This is a genomic window from Algoriphagus aurantiacus, from assembly GCF_035156405.1.
Classification (GTDB): domain Bacteria; phylum Bacteroidota; class Bacteroidia; order Cytophagales; family Cyclobacteriaceae; genus Algoriphagus; species Algoriphagus aurantiacus.
The window spans coordinates 109,325-129,080 of record NZ_JAXRUT010000009.1; the positions used below are offsets into that span (position 1 = coordinate 109,325).

Annotated in this window: 16 protein-coding genes; 10 read left to right on the forward strand and 6 right to left on the reverse strand. The window is 38.5% G+C overall.

Translation table 11 applies throughout. From position 1 onward, the window contains the following. Positions 1 to 8: 8 nt before the first annotated feature. The 4 genes from SYJ56_RS11135 to SYJ56_RS11150 form a co-directional block, all read right to left on the reverse strand. On the reverse strand, positions 9 to 2,783 hold the full coding sequence (locus SYJ56_RS11135) for a carboxypeptidase regulatory-like domain-containing protein (RefSeq protein ID WP_323834171.1): 2,775 nt from the start codon (positions 2,781 to 2,783) through the stop codon (positions 9 to 11). Positions 2,784 to 2,952: 169 nt separating this feature from the next. Further along, positions 2,953 to 4,338, reverse strand: coding sequence for an arginine decarboxylase (locus SYJ56_RS11140; RefSeq protein ID WP_323834172.1), 1,386 nt, complete (start codon positions 4,336 to 4,338; stop codon positions 2,953 to 2,955). Between the two features lie 116 nt (positions 4,339 to 4,454). Next, the gene (locus tag SYJ56_RS11145; protein WP_323834173.1) at positions 4,455 to 4,889 is read right to left on the reverse strand and encodes a hypothetical protein; all 435 of its coding nucleotides are present in this window, start codon (positions 4,887 to 4,889) and stop codon (positions 4,455 to 4,457) included. A 154-nt stretch (positions 4,890 to 5,043) separates the two neighbouring features. Further along, positions 5,044 to 6,192, reverse strand: a complete 1,149-nt coding sequence (locus SYJ56_RS11150; RefSeq protein WP_323834174.1) for a methionine aminotransferase — start codon at positions 6,190 to 6,192, stop codon at positions 5,044 to 5,046. Positions 6,193 to 6,533: 341 nt separating this feature from the next. Between SYJ56_RS11150 and SYJ56_RS11155 the strand changes: the two genes are divergently transcribed. From SYJ56_RS11155 to SYJ56_RS11200, 10 genes are all read left to right on the forward strand, one after another. Next, positions 6,534 to 7,484, forward strand: a complete 951-nt coding sequence (locus SYJ56_RS11155) for an arginase (RefSeq protein ID WP_323834175.1) — start codon at positions 6,534 to 6,536, stop codon at positions 7,482 to 7,484. A gap of 112 nt (positions 7,485 to 7,596) precedes the next feature. Beyond that, a complete protein-coding gene (locus tag SYJ56_RS11160) occupies positions 7,597 to 7,992 on the forward strand; it encodes a GxxExxY protein (RefSeq protein ID WP_323834176.1) in 396 nt (131 codons plus the stop codon). Positions 7,993 to 8,054: 62 nt separating this feature from the next. Beyond that, positions 8,055 to 9,845 (forward strand): arginine--tRNA ligase, encoded by a 1,791-nt coding sequence (gene argS, locus SYJ56_RS11165; protein ID WP_323834177.1) that lies wholly within the window; start codon positions 8,055 to 8,057, stop codon positions 9,843 to 9,845. Positions 9,846 to 9,999: 154 nt separating this feature from the next. Beyond that, positions 10,000 to 10,590 carry a glutathione peroxidase gene (locus SYJ56_RS11170; RefSeq protein ID WP_323834178.1) on the forward strand — a complete coding sequence of 197 codons (591 nt, stop codon included), beginning with the start codon at positions 10,000 to 10,002 and terminating at the stop codon, positions 10,588 to 10,590. Positions 10,591 to 10,609: 19 nt separating this feature from the next. Next, on the forward strand, positions 10,610 to 11,530 hold the full coding sequence (locus SYJ56_RS11175; RefSeq protein WP_323834179.1) for a 1,4-dihydroxy-2-naphthoate polyprenyltransferase: 921 nt from the start codon (positions 10,610 to 10,612) through the stop codon (positions 11,528 to 11,530). Positions 11,531 to 11,571: 41 nt separating this feature from the next. Continuing rightward, positions 11,572 to 12,444: a universal stress protein gene (locus tag SYJ56_RS11180; protein ID WP_323834180.1), complete on the forward strand. Its 873-nt coding sequence runs from the start codon at positions 11,572 to 11,574 to the stop codon at positions 12,442 to 12,444. Positions 12,445 to 12,498: 54 nt separating this feature from the next. Beyond that, positions 12,499 to 12,852, forward strand: a complete 354-nt coding sequence (locus tag SYJ56_RS11185) for a translation initiation factor (protein ID WP_323834181.1) — start codon at positions 12,499 to 12,501, stop codon at positions 12,850 to 12,852. A 51-nt stretch (positions 12,853 to 12,903) separates the two neighbouring features. After that, positions 12,904 to 13,293 (forward strand): DUF1801 domain-containing protein, encoded by a 390-nt coding sequence (locus SYJ56_RS11190; protein WP_323834182.1) that lies wholly within the window; start codon positions 12,904 to 12,906, stop codon positions 13,291 to 13,293. Positions 13,294 to 13,330: 37 nt separating this feature from the next. Next, complete coding sequence (locus SYJ56_RS11195; protein WP_323834183.1) at positions 13,331 to 14,218, forward strand: DMT family transporter; 888 nt, start codon at positions 13,331 to 13,333, stop codon at positions 14,216 to 14,218. A 759-nt stretch (positions 14,219 to 14,977) separates the two neighbouring features. Then, positions 14,978 to 15,478 carry a hypothetical protein gene (locus SYJ56_RS11200; protein ID WP_323834184.1) on the forward strand — a complete coding sequence of 167 codons (501 nt, stop codon included), beginning with the start codon at positions 14,978 to 14,980 and terminating at the stop codon, positions 15,476 to 15,478. Positions 15,479 to 16,009: 531 nt separating this feature from the next. Here SYJ56_RS11200 and SYJ56_RS11205 read toward each other — a convergent pair. Together SYJ56_RS11205 and SYJ56_RS11210 are read right to left on the reverse strand one after the other, a co-directional pair. Then, positions 16,010 to 16,903, reverse strand: a complete 894-nt coding sequence (locus tag SYJ56_RS11205; RefSeq protein ID WP_323834185.1) for a transglutaminase family protein — start codon at positions 16,901 to 16,903, stop codon at positions 16,010 to 16,012. Positions 16,904 to 17,192: 289 nt separating this feature from the next. Then, positions 17,193 to 19,733, reverse strand: a complete 2,541-nt coding sequence (locus tag SYJ56_RS11210) for a circularly permuted type 2 ATP-grasp protein (protein ID WP_323834186.1) — start codon at positions 19,731 to 19,733, stop codon at positions 17,193 to 17,195. Positions 19,734 to 19,756: the final 23 nt, after the last annotated feature.

The window sequence follows — 19,756 nt, forward strand, 5'->3', positions numbered from 1 at the left end:
CCATGATCCTATTTCACAACAACCTCAAAAGTCTTTTCAAAAGCCAAACCGTCTTTTGTCAATCCCTCAACTCTCAGATTCATCCGTTTTAGAGCTTGGGGGATTTTTACTTTAAAAGAATAAAGGCCCTTGTCGGTTTCAGCATTTGCATCCCAATAAAGAGTTGGTTTACTTTCTACTGCTTGATCACTCTCATAGCTATCAGGAAATGGTATTTCTCGTGAAAAGCCACGAATCTTAAACTGCTGAAATTCGGATGAGTTGAAAGCCGTTTGTTCAGTAGCATCAAATCTATTGCCTTTTTTGGTGGTAATCATAATTACTCCGCCAAATCCTGCCATACCAAAGGAAGCTGAATTGAAAGTGTAAACTTTAATCGATTCCAATTCAGCTGGAATAAAGGAGCTCATAATTTGGTCAAACTGTTCATTTTCCAAAAAAGGATATTGAGCTCCATCAATTATCAACAAGGGATTTGATGCCTTCAAGCCAAAATTATAATTCCCAATACTTTTTCCTCCACGCTTAAATCCTAAATATCCTGCTAAAGCTTCAGGGGAAATAGTTGTCAGCCTCTCCCCACTCAGCTCTCGATCAGCCATTCCATAACCATAATTTCGATCTTCAAGTGTTTCAATTTTGTCGTCTTCCTTCACAAATTCTTCAAGCAACACATAATCACCTGATACATCAAACCTTAAATCATCAGGGTTTCTCAAGTAAGTTTCATAATTGATTTTTGGATAGGAACCTTTGAAAAGCGGCTTGCTATTTTCATTTATAGTTATCGATCCATAGTGCCTTTGCTTGGAATCCAGTGCAGCAATTGAAATCGTCGCCGTATCTGTGAAATACAAACCTGTAGCACGGAAATATCCCGAAGAATCTGTCTCTACTATTCCATAATCTGCTAAATCATCCCGGACAACGGTAATTGGATTCACCAATGGATCCCGTTTCTTATCTCTGGTGAATTGCCCATCTATTGTAATCCCAAACTCAATTTGATGATTGCCAAGGGTAAGGTTCTTAGGTGGATCTTTTACATCAAGCCATTCCATAGCATTTAAAATAATCATCTGATCAGCGACCGTTGATACCAAATCTGCATCCGTTAAGGAAACTGTAAACTGCGCGTCTGTCAGCTCCTCCGTTTCATCTAGAAGTGATAACTGAAATTCCATTTCTTTATAAGAATCTCTGAAAAACAATGAGTCTGTCAAATTGATAGTCAGATCTCCAAAAAGATCAGGATTGGTAATGGCGACAGTTTGGATATTTTCTTCTTTTTTCAAAATAGGAAGTGCTCTCAGAAAAATATCCTTCTCAGGGTAGTTACGCATCCATTCGGTATAGGCGCGAAGAAAGTAATCGCCTGATTTAAGTTCATTTGGCAAAACGAATGCTCCTGCAATCTTTCCTTCTTTGATGGGAAAAGCTTCAGATTGAATGATTTTTGAGTCTTTATCCATCAAGTCCATATAAACAACTCTGCTGAGTGTATCGGACATGATCTTATTTTGATATAGCATTTGACCACCAAGCCAGACCGTCTCACTAGGATAATAGTAAGGCTTATTGGTATTGACGTAAGGTTTTTCGCGAAGATTATTCCAGCGGGAAAATCTCATCTGAGGGCTATCAATTTCTGTCAGATATCTATAGCTATCCAAACTCTTTGATGGCACATAGTCATGTGGCAAAAACCTCCCCATCCGCTGCCTCCCCATGTAGCCAGACATAACTACCTGCGAAGGAACTACCGGAATTCCATTGCGATCAATATCAAAATATCCTAGAGGCGCAGAAACCCAACTGACAGAACTATAAATATCTGAATAATAGTCATTTACCCATGATTTCCCACTGTAATGAATTTCTGCATCATAAGGCCAAATTATCCGATAATTCCCATTTTCCAGAGGTACTCTTTGAATAGAATCGGCAAAAACCCGCCTTATGGATTTGTCAATTTCCTCGGTAAATACATTTGTACGCACCCTAAAATGATCAACAGGAAGTAACTCGAAAATCCGGAAATCTTCTTCATACACATTAGCCAACAAAACAGATTTTAACAAATGTCTAATTGACCCCATATAACTACTCACCTTGTTGGTTTCTACTTTGGCTAGTTCAACACTGTCTGTCACCTCTTGAGAGTCAAAAAAAACAAATCCCACATAGCTGGAACGATTGTGATAATAACGATAATCCTTCAAATAATAGGTTACATCGTACCCCAAGGCATCGTTTACAATCTGTAATGGCTCCTGTGCTGTGGCATGGACGTAATTAGGACCATTTTGTCTAACCGTTTCAAAATCCAACACCCAGGGATTCTTAATATCCAGTTGCGCAGCAAAAGGATCATCCGGAAGCGCTAGAAATACCTGCTTGAAGCGACGTAAATCCCGCTCCCACTTTTTATCCCGACGTGATTTCAATTCTACCTCAGTCAGTACAGATTCCAAAGGTTCCAGCTTAAAATTCACCGTGGTGGAACCAGAAAGATTCAATGTCTTTGTAGCTGTCACATACCCAACAAACGAAGCTACCAACTCAACATTTCTTGGAAGATCTCCACTTATGCGATAGTGGCCTTCATCATCGGTAGTACTTCCTAAAGTAGTGTTGTTGATAAAAACATTGGCAAAAGGCATGGCCTCACCTGTTTTTGCATTTTTTACTGTTCCGGAGATTGTTTGAGCATTCACTAAAAAATTTACACCCAAACAAATTATCATTAGCAGATTCCTGATACTTGGAAAAAATAAATTCATTTGGCTAAAATTGGGTTTAGCCTCTTAAGATACCAGTTTTACCGAAAAAAATCCTCTAAACAGTCCAGCTTCCGGAGAAACAGGACAATAATACTGTGTGCTCTGCGAAAACCTTCGCGTACTCGGCGGTTAAAAAAAAAACCACTCGTTTTAGGAGCGGCTTCAAATTTTAATATCCCAGAGTTTTTAACATACTTTCCTCAGTCTGGTCTTTCGCAAAGAGTCGATGAGTAATATTCCCATTTTCATCTTTATCAATCAACACGTGCTTTGGTGCTGGAATTAGGCAATGTTGGATTCCACCATATCCACCGAGTGATTCTTGATATGCTCCTGTATGAAAAAAGCCCAGATACTGTACTTTCGTTTCAGGCTTTGGAAGGTAAATATTATACTGGTGAGCTTCAGAGTTGTAATAATCCATACTGTCGCAGGTCAGCCCACCCAGATTGATATTATGATATTCAGCATCCCAATTATTCACCGCAAGCATGATATATTTCTGGTTGAGCCCCCAGCTATCGGGCAATTGCGTAATAAATGATCCATCGATCATATACCAAAGCTCTTTGTCATTTTGGAGCTTTTCTTCCAAGACAGAATAAAGCACCGCCCCACTCTCTCCTACTGTATAGCTTCCGAATTCCGTGAATATATTCGGCTCTTCTGTATTGTTTTTGCCACACATCCACTTGATGTTCTTCACGATTTGATCTGCCATGTATTGGTAGTCATAATCGAAAAAGACATTGGTCTTGATCGGCCAGCCACCGCCAATATCCATAGAGTCCAAGGTAGGTGAGATCTTTTTCAGATCTACATATTTCTGGATAAATCGAGTCAATTCTGACCAATAATAAGCAGTATCTCTGATCCCGGAATTGATGAAGAAATGCAGCATTTTCAGGCTAACATTTGGATTATCCCTGATTTTATCTTCGTACAGCTTGATGATATCATTGTATCTCACACCTAGTCTAGAGGTATAAAAACCAAACTTTGGTTCTTCATCAGCAGCGATTCGGATCCCTACTTGGAAGGGTACTTTCACATGTTCCAAGTAATAATCGATCTCAGCCAAATTATCCAAAATCGGCACACAGTTCACAAAACCGTCATTTAACAATTCAGTAATGTACTGCTTGTACAACTCCCGCTTAAAGCCATTACACACGATGAAAGTATCCTTTGTGATTTTGCCCTTGGCATAGAGACTTCTAACCAAAGGAATATCAAAAGTCGAAGATGTCTCGATATGAATATCGTTTTTTAGCGCCTCATTGAGTACAAAGCTGAAGTGAGATGACTTGGTACAATAGCAATAGGTGTAATTGCCCTTATAGTCATGCTGCTCCATTGCATTCCTGAAATATGTCTTGGCATTCTGAATACTCTCGGATATTTTGGGTAAATAAGTAAGCTTTAGCGGAGTGCCATAGGTTTCTATGATCTCCATCATATTTACTCCATTGAAATGCAGTTCATTGTTTTCTACTTTAAATTCTTTGGTAGGAAAATCGAAGGTCTGCTCAATCAGATCTTTGTAGGTATTCATTAGCAAGGTAGTTGGTGTTAAAGCCCTGCAAAAATTGCTTTTTCTCAGGGGAATTCAAACGAAAAAGGGACAAATCCCAAAGGACTGTCCCATTATTAGAAAAACGTAATGATTTCTTAATTTTCTGCAGAACCCAACATAGCATTTTGAAGCAAGAATTGCTCAGAATTGAAATGCTTTCTGTTGGTGATCACTTTTTTCAATACTTGTTTGAATTTTACTTCGTTTTGCAAAAGCAAAATCAGTTGAGAAAAAAATAAAGAAACTTCAGACTGACTTGATTCTGGGTAATGAAAGTATGCTTCTTTATCAGTGGAAGAAAACCTCAATTTCAAACTCTTTGGTTTCCCAGCTTCACTTAGTCCTCTGAAAAGTGGGTAAAGAAATTCAAACTTCTCCTCAAATTTGCACATTCCCTGCATGACCTTATCAGATTTCTGATTGAAGATCTTTACAATCTCCTGCTGATTAACGGAAACTTTAGAAATGCCTTTGGCTAAACTATTCACTTGATCATTTGGTGTAGGATCTGTATGTGGTAATGCGCTCATTTTTTTGAGGTTTATATTTACTTACGTGTCAAATGTAAAAGAGTTTTTCTTATAATCCCATACTCCCTATAATTTTTATAGGGTAATGGAGATATGGATTTTGATTACTTTTTTAAAGTATTGTATTTCCACATTACATTAATGTATTTCCACCTTACAGTTTTACACCTTGAAGTTTTTCTAAAGCTTGATCCAAGTCTAAATCATTCTTAGCGAAGCAAAATCTAAGTATCTTATGATCCCTTTTATCGGAGAAAAAAACTGAAATTGGAATGCTCGCGACCCCTATTTCTTTGGTTAACCGTATAGCAAGTTCATAATCTGATTCCTGGGAAATGTGGCCGTAGGACACCATCTGAAAGAAACTCCCTTCCGCAGGAATGAATTTAAATGGAGTTTTCTTTAGCCCCTCACAGAAAATATCTCTTTTCTTCTGATAGAAATCAGGAAGTGACAAATAGTGTGAAGATTCGGATAAGTAATCTGCCAAGGCATATTGTAAAGGCGTAGCCGTGCTGAAAGTCAAAAACTGATGGATTTTCCTAAATTCTTCAGTGAGTTTGGGCGGAGCCAAACAGTATCCGATCTTCCACCCAGTCACGTGAAAGGTCTTCCCGAAAGAGCCGCAAATAAAAGTTCTTTCTCTTAAGATCGGATGAGTCAAAAGAGAAAGGTGTTCCCTCCCATCAAAGGTGATATGCTCATATACTTCATCGCTGACGACAAAAATATCTTTGTCCTGAATCAATTCTGCCAGGGTATTTAGATCATCTTGCGTCCACACATAGCCGCTCGGATTGTGCGGGGTGTTTACCATGATCAATCGCGTCTTGTCAGAAATAGCAGACTTTACTCTTTCCCAGTTTACCGAAAAGTTTGGCAACTCCAGAGGAACAAAAACTGGTATTCCTCCATTCAATTCCACAGCAGGCGCATAGGAATCATATGCAGGATCTAATAGGATAACTTCGTCACCAGCTTTCACCACTGCTGTCACTGCAGCATATAGTGCCTCCGTAGCTCCAGAAACTACAGTTACTTCCGTTTCTGAATCTAGTTCAATACCATAAACCAACTTGGTTTTCTCTGCAATTCTCTCACGTAAAACTGGGACACCGCTCATCGGCGCGTATTGATTATATCCCGTCCTCATATATTTATCCACTAAATCGAGCAATGCCGGATCACAATCAAAGCCAGGAAAACCCTGAGAGAGATTAATTGCCCCACAATCACTCGCGAGCTTAGACATAACCGTGAAAATCGTCGTCCCTACATGGGGAAGTTTGGATGAAACAGACATAACTCAAAACTATTGATTTTGGGATAAGAAATAGAGTAAGTTGTGAAAAGTAAGTGGTTTGTATTTTCATTGTGAGAAGTCGAAAGCTCGATAATCTTATTTAACATTAGCTGTTTGTGTGACACGAACAACGGGAAATAGTGTGAATCGTTGATTCTCCGACTTGGCCCCACGACAATACAGTCTCTTATCTAACATTGTGATGTGGATATTAGAGCAGTCAGGAGACTGCAATACGATCGGCACAAGTCTGGAGACTTGCGCCAGATGAATTTTAGCCATTTTTAACTACTTTTGCGACGCTTTACCCAACCCAATATAACTTTAAACTCCAACCAAGAATGCGAGATATAAAATTAGTAGAAGTACGATCTGAAATTGCCGCCGGTACCCGTGGGGCTAGTATGGGGATAGATGCTTTGAAGATTGCTAGTTTGGATAAGAAGTCTGATTTCTTTACTCAGTTTGATCCAATCAACGTACCTGATGCCAATAATTACCTTTGGAAAGGAAATAGTTTCCCTCATGCCAAGTACATAGATGGTGTATATCAGGTTCTGAAAAATGTGTATTCTACCATCGAATCACTGAGGATGGAGAAAAAATTCCCTATCGTCCTGGCAGGAGATCATAGCACCGCAGCGGGAACAATTATGGGAATCAAAGCTGCCGATCCAGACAAGCGATTGGGAGTGATCTGGATAGATGCCCATGCAGATTTACATACTCCTTTCACCACTCCTTCGGGAAATATGCATGGAATGCCACTGGCGATGGTTTCCCAGCTTGACAACTTAGATTGTCAGGTCAATGAGCCATCTGAGGACACTTTAGTGATTTGGAAAAAGATAAAATCTATAGGTGGTGACTTCCCGAAAATTATCCCAAGTGATATAGTTTTTATCACTGTAAGAGACACGGAAGCTCCAGAGGATCATTTGATCAAAAATTACGGAATCAAAAACTTTAGCACCCGGGATGTTCGGTCAAGGGGAATAGAGCAGATTGCCACAGAATCTTTAGAAACGCTTAAAAACTGTGATCAAATTTATATTTCATTTGATGTGGATAGTCTGGATAGTTCCATTTCTGTAGGAACAGGTACTCCGGTTGCAGATGGATTGACTGTGCAGGAAGCCATTGAATTAAACGTGAAACTCATCCAAGACAAGCGTGTCTGCTGCTGGGAAATTGTGGAAGTAAACCCAACGCTTGACTCTGAGAATTTGATGGCTGAAAACGCTTTCGAAGTCCTCGAGGCAACTGTAAAAAGCTTAGTAGATAATTTTTAAAGGTTTATTACCACGATGGTCACAGAGGCTAACACTGAGGGCGCAATGAATAATTATAACTAAATTTAACAGTAGAATTTTACTAATTAATTAAAAAAATTCCGCTCAAAAGATGGACAACTATGACTTGGCTTTTGAAAATGACCTTGCCACCAAAGTAATAGGAATTGCTATGGAAGTTCACACACAATTAGGGCCTGGATTATTTGAAAATGCTTATAAACAAGCCTTAGCTTTCAAACTCAAAAATGCGGGGTTTTCTATCGAAGTAGAAAAAAGAATGCCATTAATTATAGACGGAGTAGAATTAGAAAATGGCTATTGCATTGATATTTTAGTGGAAAGAAAGCTAGTTTTGGAACTGAAAGCTGTTGAAAGAACTACAGACATTCATTTTGCCCAAACACTCAATTACGTCAAGCTTGGTAAATTCAGATTAGGACTCTTAATAAATTTTAATGTGCCCAGACTCAAGCTTGGGATTAGAAGAGTAATTAATACTAAATAATTGCAATTATAAATTCACAGCGGCCTCTGCGTTAACCTCTGTGCCCTCTGCGGTTAAAAAATATGAACATACAAGAATCAATACACAACGGCATTCAGCTTGCCTTTCAGAATATCTTCAACCACGACCTTCCCCTGGATCAAATCAGCCTTGCTCCTACACGAAAGGAATTTGAAGGCACTTACACTTTTGTTGTTTTTCCTTATCTGAAAATTTCCAAAGCAACGCCTGAAGCTACTGCTAATCTGATCGGTGAATACCTAAAGGAAAATGTCGCTGAAGTGGCAGGATTCAATGTGGTGAAGGGTTTTCTGAACCTGGAACTGAATAATATTATCTGGGTGGATGTCTTTCAAAAGCTTTTTGCCAACGAAAACATAGGTCAGCTTCCATCCAACGGTCAAAAAGTGATGGTGGAATATTCTTCTCCAAACACAAATAAACCATTGCACCTTGGCCACTTGAGAAATAACTTCTTAGGCTTCTCAGTCGCCAACATCCTAGAAGCGAATGGCTATGAAGTCATCAAAGCCAATCTTGTCAACGACCGGGGAATCCATATCTGTAAATCCATGGTGGCTTATCAACACTTTGCTAATGGTGAAACCCCTGAATCTTCCGGCTTAAAGGGAGATCACCTTGCTGGTAAATACTATGTGATTTTTGATCAGGAATACAAAAAGCAAATTGCTGAACTGAAAGAAAAAGGGCAGTCGGAAGATGAAGCGAAAAAGAATGCTCCATTGTTGATTGAAGCCCAGGAAATGCTTCGCAAATGGGAAGCAAATGATGAGGAAGTTGTATCCCTGTGGAAGCAGATGAATGAGTGGGTTTATGCTGGATTTGAAAAAACCTACCAACGTATGGGAGTTAGTTTTGACAAGTTTTACTACGAATCAGGCACCTATTTATTAGGAAAGGACATTGTCACTGAAGGGCTGGAAAAAGGAGTTTTCTTTAAGAAAGAAAATGGCTCAGTTTGGGTGGATCTCACTGATGAGGGACTGGATGAAAAGCTTGTATTACGGAGTGACGGAACCTCCGTTTACATCACCCAAGATATGGGGACCGCTGATTTGAAGTACGATGATTTCGGGATTAGTAAATCTGTATATGTAGTTGGAAATGAACAGGATTACCACTTTGATGTATTGTTCAAGATCATGCGTAAACTGGGCAGACCTTATGGAGAAGGACTTTATCATTTGTCGTATGGCATGGTAGATTTGCCGACTGGAAAAATGAAATCCCGTGAGGGAACTGTGGTAGACGCGGATGACCTGATGCAGGAAATGATAGATACTGCGGCTCAGCATACTAAGGAGCTTGGCAAAATTGATGGCTTCAATGAAGAACAGGCAACAGCCCTTTACGAGACGCTTGGTATGGGCGCTTTGAAATACTTTCTGTTGAAAGTAGATCCTAAAAAACGCATGCTTTTCAATCCTCAGGAATCCATCGAATTTCAGGGAAACACAGGGCCTTTTATCCAATACTCTCATGCCCGAATCGCTTCTATTTTAAGAAAAGCAGAGCAAATCGGAGTGGATTACAAACAGGCAGATTTCTCTACTATTTCTAAAATTGAAGAATCAGAATCTAGCCTGATTTACTTGCTTAATGATTTTGAAAAGAGAATATCTCAAGCTGGATTGGATTATTCTCCTGCGGTTTTAGCACAATACCTATTCGATTTAGCCAAGGAATACAATAGATTTTATGCAGATCTTCCTATCTTTCTGGAAAATGACCCAACTATTCTTTCATTCCGCGTAGCGCTATCGGCCCATACCGCCAAAACTCTAAAAAGAGGTATGCAACTACTAGGAATCACTGTACCTGAACGAATGTAATGATGAAATCAAGCCTGCCTGTGGCAGACAGGCATGACGTATCCACCGCACAGTGGGATCATTATCAACCACCTGCCTGGCAGGCAGGCAGGTGCGAGATCCCATAACCTGTCCCGACTAATCGGGGTGACCTTTAAAAAACATTTAATAAGACATGAAAAACTTACTATTTCTTGGCTGTCTACTCTTACTCGTAAGCGCATACACCATCAGCAAAACTAAGTCAAAATCTAATTCAACTTCTACTTCTATATCTGATAACACCATGGTAAAATCTTTCTACGAATTCACCATGAAAGACCTTGAAGGAAAAGAAGTTGACTTCAGTTCTTTCAAAGGAAAAAAAATCATGGTGGTAAATGTAGCTTCCAAATGCGGCTACACTCCTCAGTATGAAGCTTTGCAAAAACTATATTCTGAAAACAGGGACAAACTTGTCATTTTAGGTTTTCCTGCAAATAATTTCGGCGGACAGGAACCTGGTTCAAATGAAGAAATCAAATCCTTTTGTTCAGAAAATTATGGAGTAACCTTCCCGATGTTTGAGAAGGTATCTGTAAAAGGCTTCGACAAGCACCCTATCTACAGATGGCTTTCAGATGCAGAATTAAACGGATGGAATAACGAGGAACCTAGCTGGAACTTCTGCAAATATATTTTAAACGAAAAAGGTGAATTGATCAAATTTTTTCCTTCCAAGGTAGACCCTCTGGATCAAGAAATCATTGATATCATCAACGCTTAATCAGAACCTTTCCGACTGAGTGAAACAAACTATTCAATCAAAAAAAGAAGCCTGGCTGCATGCGGTCAGGCTTCGTACGTTACCCCTGGCGCTGGCAAGCATTTTTGCAGGGTCTTTTTTAGCAGCATACAAGGACGTTTTCCGTTGGGAAATCTTACTCCTAGCATCGCTAACAACCATATTTCTACAAATCCTCTCAAACCTCTCAAATGATTATGGTGACACTATTCATGGTGCCGATCATAAGGATAGACAAGGGCCAGTGAGAGCGGTACAGTCTGGTTTGATTTCTTTGCCAGAAATGAAGAAGGCTATGTATCTTTTTGGCACTTTGGCGCTATTAGCTGGCTTGTCGCTACTCTACTTGGCGATTCAGGATTGGGCTATTTTCGGAATATTTTTAGGCTTAGGACTAGCAGCTATTTGGGCTTCTATTTCCTATACTTCTGGAAATAATCCTTACGGATATGCCGGATTTGGTGATATTTCGGTGTTTATCTTCTTCGGATTACTCGGTGTTTATGGCACTTACTTCCTCCATAGTTTAGCGTGGGATAATTCGGTTATTTGGATAGGAATTGCCTTGGGGCTATTTAGTGCAGCTGTACTAAACATTAATAACATCCGAGATATAGTCTCTGATCAACTTGCGGGTAAGAAATCTATCCCAGTGAGAATTGGAAAGAAAGCGGCAATTATTTACAACTGGATTTTAATTTTAGGCGGAAATTATTGCTTATTCATTTTCGCTTTTACTACGAAAGAATGGACATCATTACTTGCTTTGGCAATTTTTCCCTTCATGGTCAAAATTGGAATCAATGTGCAAAAAGGCAAGGATTCACAGTCCATTGATCCTAATCTGAAAAAAATGGCGATCAGCACCTTGATCTGGGTTATTCTATTTGGTATTGGTTTAGTTTTTTTAGGAAAAAGCTGACAAAAGTCCTTTTCTAAGTTTCTAAATTAGGGTAATTTGTAATGAACAAACATATCGCTAATATGACTAAAGTACTTGTCCCCTTTGATTTCTCAGAGCAAGCTCAAAATGCACTTGACTTTTCAACTGCTCTTGCCAGTAGCTTTGACCAAGTAGAAATTTCCGTTTTGAACGTAGTAGAAATTCCTTCTAGTTCTGGAATGGGCACTATGGGTGGAGGTGATTTCATACCTGATATGGATAACCAAATCTTTGTCATCGAAATGGTGAACCGCCGCAAGGAACAGTTCAAAGAACTAGAAAGTAAATATGCTGAAAACAGCTTTTCATTCAGCACAAAAATAGTTTTGGGTAATGCATTCCAAAGTATTTCATCTGCGATCATTGAAGAAAATCCTGATTTGGTGATCATGGGATCCAAAGGTACCAGTGGCATCGAAGAGGTATTGGTCGGAAGCAATACTGAAAAAGTGGTGCGTACGGCTCAGTGTCCAGTTGTCACGGTAAAAGCAGCAACTGATCCTAGTAAATTCAAAAAAATCGTATTTGCAAGTGATTTCCGTGAGGACCAAGATGAGCTCGCAGATCGTGTAAAGACGCTTCAAAAATGGTTTGATGCTGATCTCTACTTGGTGATTATCAATACACCTGGCAGTTTTGAAACTACGAGGGAATCTGCTGCACGCATTAAGAAATTTGCCAACAAGTATGCTATTGAACACGCAGTGGCGGAAATTTACAATTCATATTCTGAAGAAGCGGGAATTGTGGAGTTTGCAGAAGATATTAATGCTGATCTAATTGCGATGGCTACTCATGGGAGAACTGGTTTGGCCCATCTATTTACAGGATCAATAGCAGAAGATGTGGTCAATCATGCAAAGCGTCCTGTTTGGACATTTAAAACTAAATAATTCAAAACATGAGTATCTATACCTGCTCTTTTGGGTAGGTTTTTTCATTTTAACATGGCAAAAAAAAATAACGATTGGAAAAAGCGAGATGGCGTGGTTTATTCAACCAGCGATGATTTTGAATTTCAAACTGGGAATGAGGAAATTGAAGAAACTTTAGCTACTAATCAGCAAAACCTGAAAGTATTGCTCGATAAAAAAGCACGTGCAGGAAAGAAAGTAACCCTAATCGAGGGTTTTATAGGAAGCGATGAGGATCTTAAGGAATTAGGAAAAATGCTGAAGAATAAATGCGGTGTAGGTGGATCAGCAAAAGATGGTGAAATCTTAATCCAAGGTGATCACCGGGATAAAGTAGTTCAGGTACTTCAGACAGCTGGATACAAAGCTAAGAAGTCTGGAGGATAACAGCTAGCAATGTCAATTGTTGACAACTACTATTTCTAATTGGTTCACCCTATGAGATTAAATGCAGAGGTCACAGAATTCTTAAACTTACTTGAACATCCTTTACGGGAAGAGATAGAATTAATAAGAAGCCTAATCTTGGATACAGATTCACAGCTTTCAGAAAACATTAAGTGGAATGGCCCCAACTATAGCTACGAAGGCCAAGATAGAATCACAATGAAGATGTATCCTCCCAAGCAAATACAGCTCATCTTTCATCGAGGTGCTAAAGTCCTATCCCTACCGGCAGAAAGATTAATTGAAGACCCTTCTAAATTGATGTCTTGGAAATCCAATGATAGAGCTGTCATTTCCTTCAAAGATTTAGCTGAAATAAAGAGCAACTCTTCTGAGCTAATACAACTTATCAAGGATTGGATCAGAGCCTCTTCGCTTTAAAATAGAAATCTGAGAACTGAATTTAAACTGCTTTTTTTTGACCGAGATTCTGTTCATTTCCTTCGCCGTAATTCTCAGAGTAATTGCCAATCCTCTAGGAAATGTCTTCCAAAAGCAATTAACTCTTCAAGGGTCTCATCCACTTTGGATAAATTTTCTCACTTACTTTCTTCTTGCTTGTATTTGTCTTCTAGGATTAGGTTTCTTAGAAATCAGAGAGCTAGGTAAGGACTTTTGGTTCTTCTCTCTTCTAGGAGGCATTTTCGGTGCCATGGGAAATGCTCTTCTAGTCAAGGCACTCCAAAGAGGCAATCTTTCCATACTTGGCCCAATCAACTCTTACAAATCAATCGTAGGCGTGATTTTCGGAGTATTTCTTTTGGGAGAAATCCCAAACCTATGGGGAATTATTGGAATCGCGATTATTATCTACGGAAGCTACTTGGTTCTGGACACTACGGATGAACGCTTTACACCAGCTTTATTAAGAAATAAGGAAATTCAATTTCGAATCGGTGCGATGATAATTACGGCTATAGAAGCAATCTTTGTAAAGAAAGTAATCATTGCTTCGTCACCTCCAATAGCATTTATTTCTTGGTGTGTTTTTGGAGCCATCTTTTCATTTGTAATCTTACTAGCTTTTCGAGTCAACCTAAACCATGAAGTTTCAAGTCTTAAAAATGGTGCATTTGGAAAGCTACTAGTGTTAATTATTTGCATTGGAACTATGCAACTTTCCACGAATTATGTGTTTGAAAATATGGACGTGGGATATGCACTGTCTCTTTTTCAACTCTCTATTTTGGTGAGCGTATTGTTAGGTTACCGGGTTTTTAGAGAAAAGGATATCCGAAAAAAGATCCTGGGTTCGGTTATTATGATAGCAGGATCTGTGATAATTATTTTGATGAAAGCAACTTGAAAAGTTAGCACGAAAAAGTTAAACTAAATTTTAAACTGTTAGGCTATTCAATCACTTTATTTCACAAAAGAAATAGCAAAATTCACCAAAACCCAAGATGGAGAAGAAAGCTAAACTATGCTTTTTGAAGGTACCGTTAGATTCATTTCGCACCTTCTACAGAATAGCACAGTTATTTATTCAATAAATCCACCCACGCTATCTCGGAACTAGGCTTTGAGCTAATCTCGCTGATGCTTACTTTCCTAAGCTTACGCTTGGTGAATTGTAATGCTAGTTGAAAAAACCGCAGTCTATAAGTTTGCTATTTAATAAGAAACTATAGGCTTGAAAGGACTTTTGAAATACATTTACCAGCTGGTTTTTCCCATAAAACCCCTAAAATGTATTCAGCATTTCAATTACCTTGAAAAACATCTTAATCTCTTCCAAGAGAAATCGTGCATATTGATTACTCCCAATAAAATAAAAATAATTAGTAAAAATTAGCGTCTATTATTTTTTAATTAGGACGTAATTTGATGGTGTTTTATTTTAGTATAGGCAATACTATTTCTTCAAGAAGAATGGGTTGAATCAATCTAAATATTAAGTTTTTAAATCAAAAATTTTTCGTCTATCCGACTGTACAGAATAGTCGCTAAAAGTAAATTATAAAAATATGAAATCGACACGATTAAAATCATCATTAAACACCAGGCCAATGATTATTTTAATCGTCAAAGATTCCATGTGACCCTAAAAAGCAATTAAAAACATATGAAAAATCACATCCTTTTAATTATGATTTCAGTATGCAGTCTTGTCAACTATACCGATGTATATAGTCAGACGACTAATACCGATAATTTATTTTACAAAAACTCAATTCAACTAACTTCTGGGACTCTTATATTTAATTATTCAGCAGTAACTTTTAGTTACGAAAGAATACTTAAAGAGGCAAGAGACAATTCAAAATCGACCCTCTATTTGAAATTTGGAATAGGAAAATATGAAATATTTGATTGGGCTTACATAAGTAGTGCAAATTACACTTATTTTCAATTTGGTTTTTTCACAGGAATAAATGGCAGTCATTTCGAATTGAATGTAGGTCCAAATATTGGCTTTAATGCGGAAGAGACCAAGGTACATATTTTCTCTGGATCCATGGGATACCGTCTTCAGAAACCCGGAAAACACTTTATCTTGCGGACTGGAGTTGGTTATCCAGAAGCTTTATATTTTGGATTAGGCTGGGGTTTTGGGAAAAAATGAGGAAAAGAACATGCAATACAAGACCTTGGAATAAATACCTTTTGGGAGTTTCTATATTCTGTATAAGTGACATATATTTTGACTCTAACCCGGAATTTATAAGGTTAATCGTGATTTTTATTCAACCATCAGATTCTAAAAAATCTCCATAAATAGACATCTATTTATTTAGTATAATAACACTAACATCTTAGCTAACTAAGCTGAAATAATATATCTCCATCATTTATATTCCATCTGCAAAATTTAATTAAAAAGTGAATTAATTCCTAGTGGTTTAATTCTCTTACTAAATAAATAAACAGCTTTATTTGTAAGATTTATTAACTATAATGTTTGTAAGACTAAAGTCTATATAATTCATATCCTGATTTTCACTTCTTCAATTAAAAGCTTAAAACAGCTTAACTTTTTAGATTTATGGTAATACAGTGGATTTACAAAATAACTTTTCAGAATTTCAGGAGAATCAAAATTGATTTTCTTCTTATTTCTTAGTTTCTGGTCCTAAAAGATTTCAACCCTAGAAAGCTAATCCACTACTTCTTTTTCGTCTAGATTCCTCACATCGACACTCACCTTCATCTCTTGCTTACTTCCGCTGTAAACGATTCCTTTTAATGGAGTCACATCAGCAAAATCACGTCCAACGGCTACACGAATATGCTTATCGTTCACCAGAAGATTATTGGTCGCATCAAACTCCACCCAATCATGTCCTGGAATATATACTGCAATCCACGCATGAGAGGCGTCCGCTCCTATCATTTTTGGCTTGCCTGGAGGAGGCAAAGTTTCCAGATAACCACTCACATATCTTGCAGCCAAGCCGATCACTCTTAAACAAGCAAGCGAGAAATGTGCAAAGTCCTGACACACTCCTTTTTTATGCTTAAATACTTTCTCAAGAGGAGTACTGATATCTGTGAATCCAGGGGTAAATGCAAAGTCTTTGAAAATCCGGGTATTCAAATCAAGCATTGCTTCCATGATCGGTCGACCTGGAGTAAAAGATTTTAATGCATATGCACTTATCCCATCTACAAATTGAACATGTTTCGACTCCAAATAATATTGTCGAACGTCCGTAGATGACTTTGTGGAGTGAAGTAAATCAACCACTTTTTCCCAAGCTAAAGTCTCAGAAGGTTTAATCGAAATCCAGGGTGGAGACGAAAGCTCCACCACACTTTTAGAGGATACCCTCAGATTCTTGTGAGATCTTTCTACAGAAAAGTACAGGTACTTATTTCCGAAAAAATCTTCCCTCTCTATCTCAGAACTAGGTTTCGGACTAATTTCACATGTATATTCTTCCACATTCTGAAATGGCAGACTTGGAGGAATCTGAAACATCAAATTGTGACAAAGAATCGCTGGAAACTCGTAGATATAATTTGTTATATGCGTGACTTTATATTTCATCTGTTTATAATTTAATCTGATTATCCGCAATGATGCCAGTTACCTTAGATCCTTCGCTTATCTGGTCGGAAGACCGATGACGGGAGACCGAAGCGGCCTCAATTCTTGAGTTCACCAAATCCTATGTTGCTTTTGCATCCTTGCTGGCAAAAAAGCGGATATACATATCTAGTTTAATTTTTAAAGGCCACATAGTCTGTCCCGTCCCGATAGTTATCGGGAAGGATTCGAGAGAATCTCGAAGCATTTATAACCATCAATCTCTGTGTCACTTGCAACATGCTAGATTTTATATCTCAGGAATTACAGAGGATTGAATCATACTGTATCTGCTTTCAGTATGACTGAAATATTTTTCATAAATCGCATCGGAAGTCTCATGTAATAGGCTGATAATTTGATCCAAAAGTGATGTCAATTCATCAAATTCATTAGTGAGCACATTTGGAATTGAAATAACATCAATATCACATAACCTGATTTTGGTGATAGCTTCCAGTAATTTCTTACGCTCAATACTGAAAAGCTCCTTTTCATCTTGGTTTGGAAGTGTTTTCAAATGATTATCAATCTCCAATAATTGGAAAATCAGTGATCTAGGATTGTCTTCGTGCAATATCAATAAGCTCAATACACCGTGCATTTCCAGATTAGATCTATAGCGATAGCGATACGTAACCAAGCTTTCATTGCAACGCAAGGTATCTTCCATCAACTCCTTATTTGCCTCAGCATCAAAAGACTTACTGAGCATTCCTTTCAAAATCAAACAATTATTAGATGCCGATTCAATAAACCTTCCAATATTCAACAAATGCCAGGTAGACTCACGAGTCATGTTGTCAATATTCAAACCATAAAAAGCCATCAATTTCACCACCATATTATCCAGGCTTTGATAAGCTTGCATTAGAGTTGTGTCAGATTTCCTCATTCTCGTGAGCTCTTCAGAAATACTGTCCAAAATCCTCCAAGTATCCAAACTCAACCTATCGCGAACTGAATAAGCATTGGTCAAAAAGGACTGTATGGAATAAGCCAAACTACCGGTTTTAGCTACATCATGAACCAATGCGAGCAATTCAGCTTCTGGTTTTTTTAGATTCTTTTTCACTGTAAATCCCGGCAAAGTGCCTGTCATCATGGTCAGCGTCTGTAGCAAAGTGCTTAGTACAGCATTTTCATGAATATGTATATCCTCGTCAGCTTCATTGTAAGAAAGCAACGTCATCCGCATCAGACGCACAGAATATGCCGATCTCTCTAAATACCTTCCTAGCCAAAATAAACGCTCACCTGTACGGCTTGGCAGTACATTTCGGACCAAAGGCTGAATTTTTAGCGGTTTGGCAACAATGGATGAAACATCTTTACCCTTACCAAGGACCCAAGTATCCTTGCTAATTCCGCCTGTCTGATTTGACACTAAGAAAGCACCCTTCTCAGGAGAGCTTCTAGACAATCCACCAGGCATCACTTTATAGTTTTTATTTTCCGAGTCAGCGACTACGTAACTTCTGAAGACAGCGTTTCTCGCTACAAGTTTATTATTGATCCAAGATGGTGTTGTGGAGAATTCTACCATTTCCTGACCCACATACATATAAGGACTTCGACGAATCTCCCGCTTCAAGGCCTCTATTTCAGCCTTTGCCAAATCTCCTCCAAAAACAGATTTCTTTTGCGTACCCCGATAGATATTTCGGATCACCAATGAGTCTATATTCTCAAAAACATATTTCATTTCGGTTGGCTGACCGCACCACCATGTAGCTACAGAAGGTAGAATCAGATTTTCTCCTAAAAGATGCCTGCTGATTTTAGGCAAAAAAGCCATTAAACCAGGGTTCTCTAACACTCTGCATCCCAACGGGTTAATCACCAATACTTTACGCTGCCTTACTGCTTCCATCAGACCTACAACACCAAGATGTGAATCGCTTCTATATTCCAAAGGATCACAAAAAACATCATCTACCCGACGGATAATCACATCGACTTTCTCAAGACCTTTGATGGTTTTCAACCAAACATACCCATCACTTACGGTAAGATCTTCGCCAAAAGCCAGCGTAAATCCCATAAAAGAAGAGATATATGCATGCTCAAAAAATGTCTCATTAGTGGGACCGGGAGAAAGCAGGACAACTCTTGGGTTTTCCTTATTATTTGTGGTAAGGTTGCTAAGTGTATTTTTAAAGGTCTGATAATACGACGTGATTTTTCGGGCGTGATTCTCACGGATTAGCTCAGGAAACACCCGTGTCATCGCTGCTCTATTTTCAAATGTATAGCCGGCACCAGAAGGTGCATCTGTTCTATCATGAAGAACCCACATTTTCCCATTAGGGCCACGAGCCAAATCGGAAGAGTATTGAATGAGCTGCTGATCTCCGTCCAACTTGATATTATGAGCTTGTCTAAGAAACCCTCGGTGATTGTAAATCAATTCAAATGGAATGTGACCTTCTTTGATCAAAGTCTGATCTCCATATAAATCACTTAAAATCAGATTCAACAACTCTGTACGCTGAAGTAACCCTTTCTCAATCCCCTCCCATTCTTCGCTATTAAAGATCATAGGGACAGGATCTAAAATCCAAGGTCTATTCATCCCATTGGGGTCGCCATAGACATTGTAGGTCACTCCATTTTCACGCAATTGCCGACCTACTTCCTCGTGAAATTGCCCCATACGATCAGAGCCTATTTGCTCGTAGTATTTGGCTAAACTCTCCCAATGCGGATGTATTTTACCTTGGTCGGTGGCCATTTCATCTAGAAACGGCTCATTATTGAACATTTTGTCAATAAGATAAGACTCAATCATATCTCAAAATTGAACTAAATAAC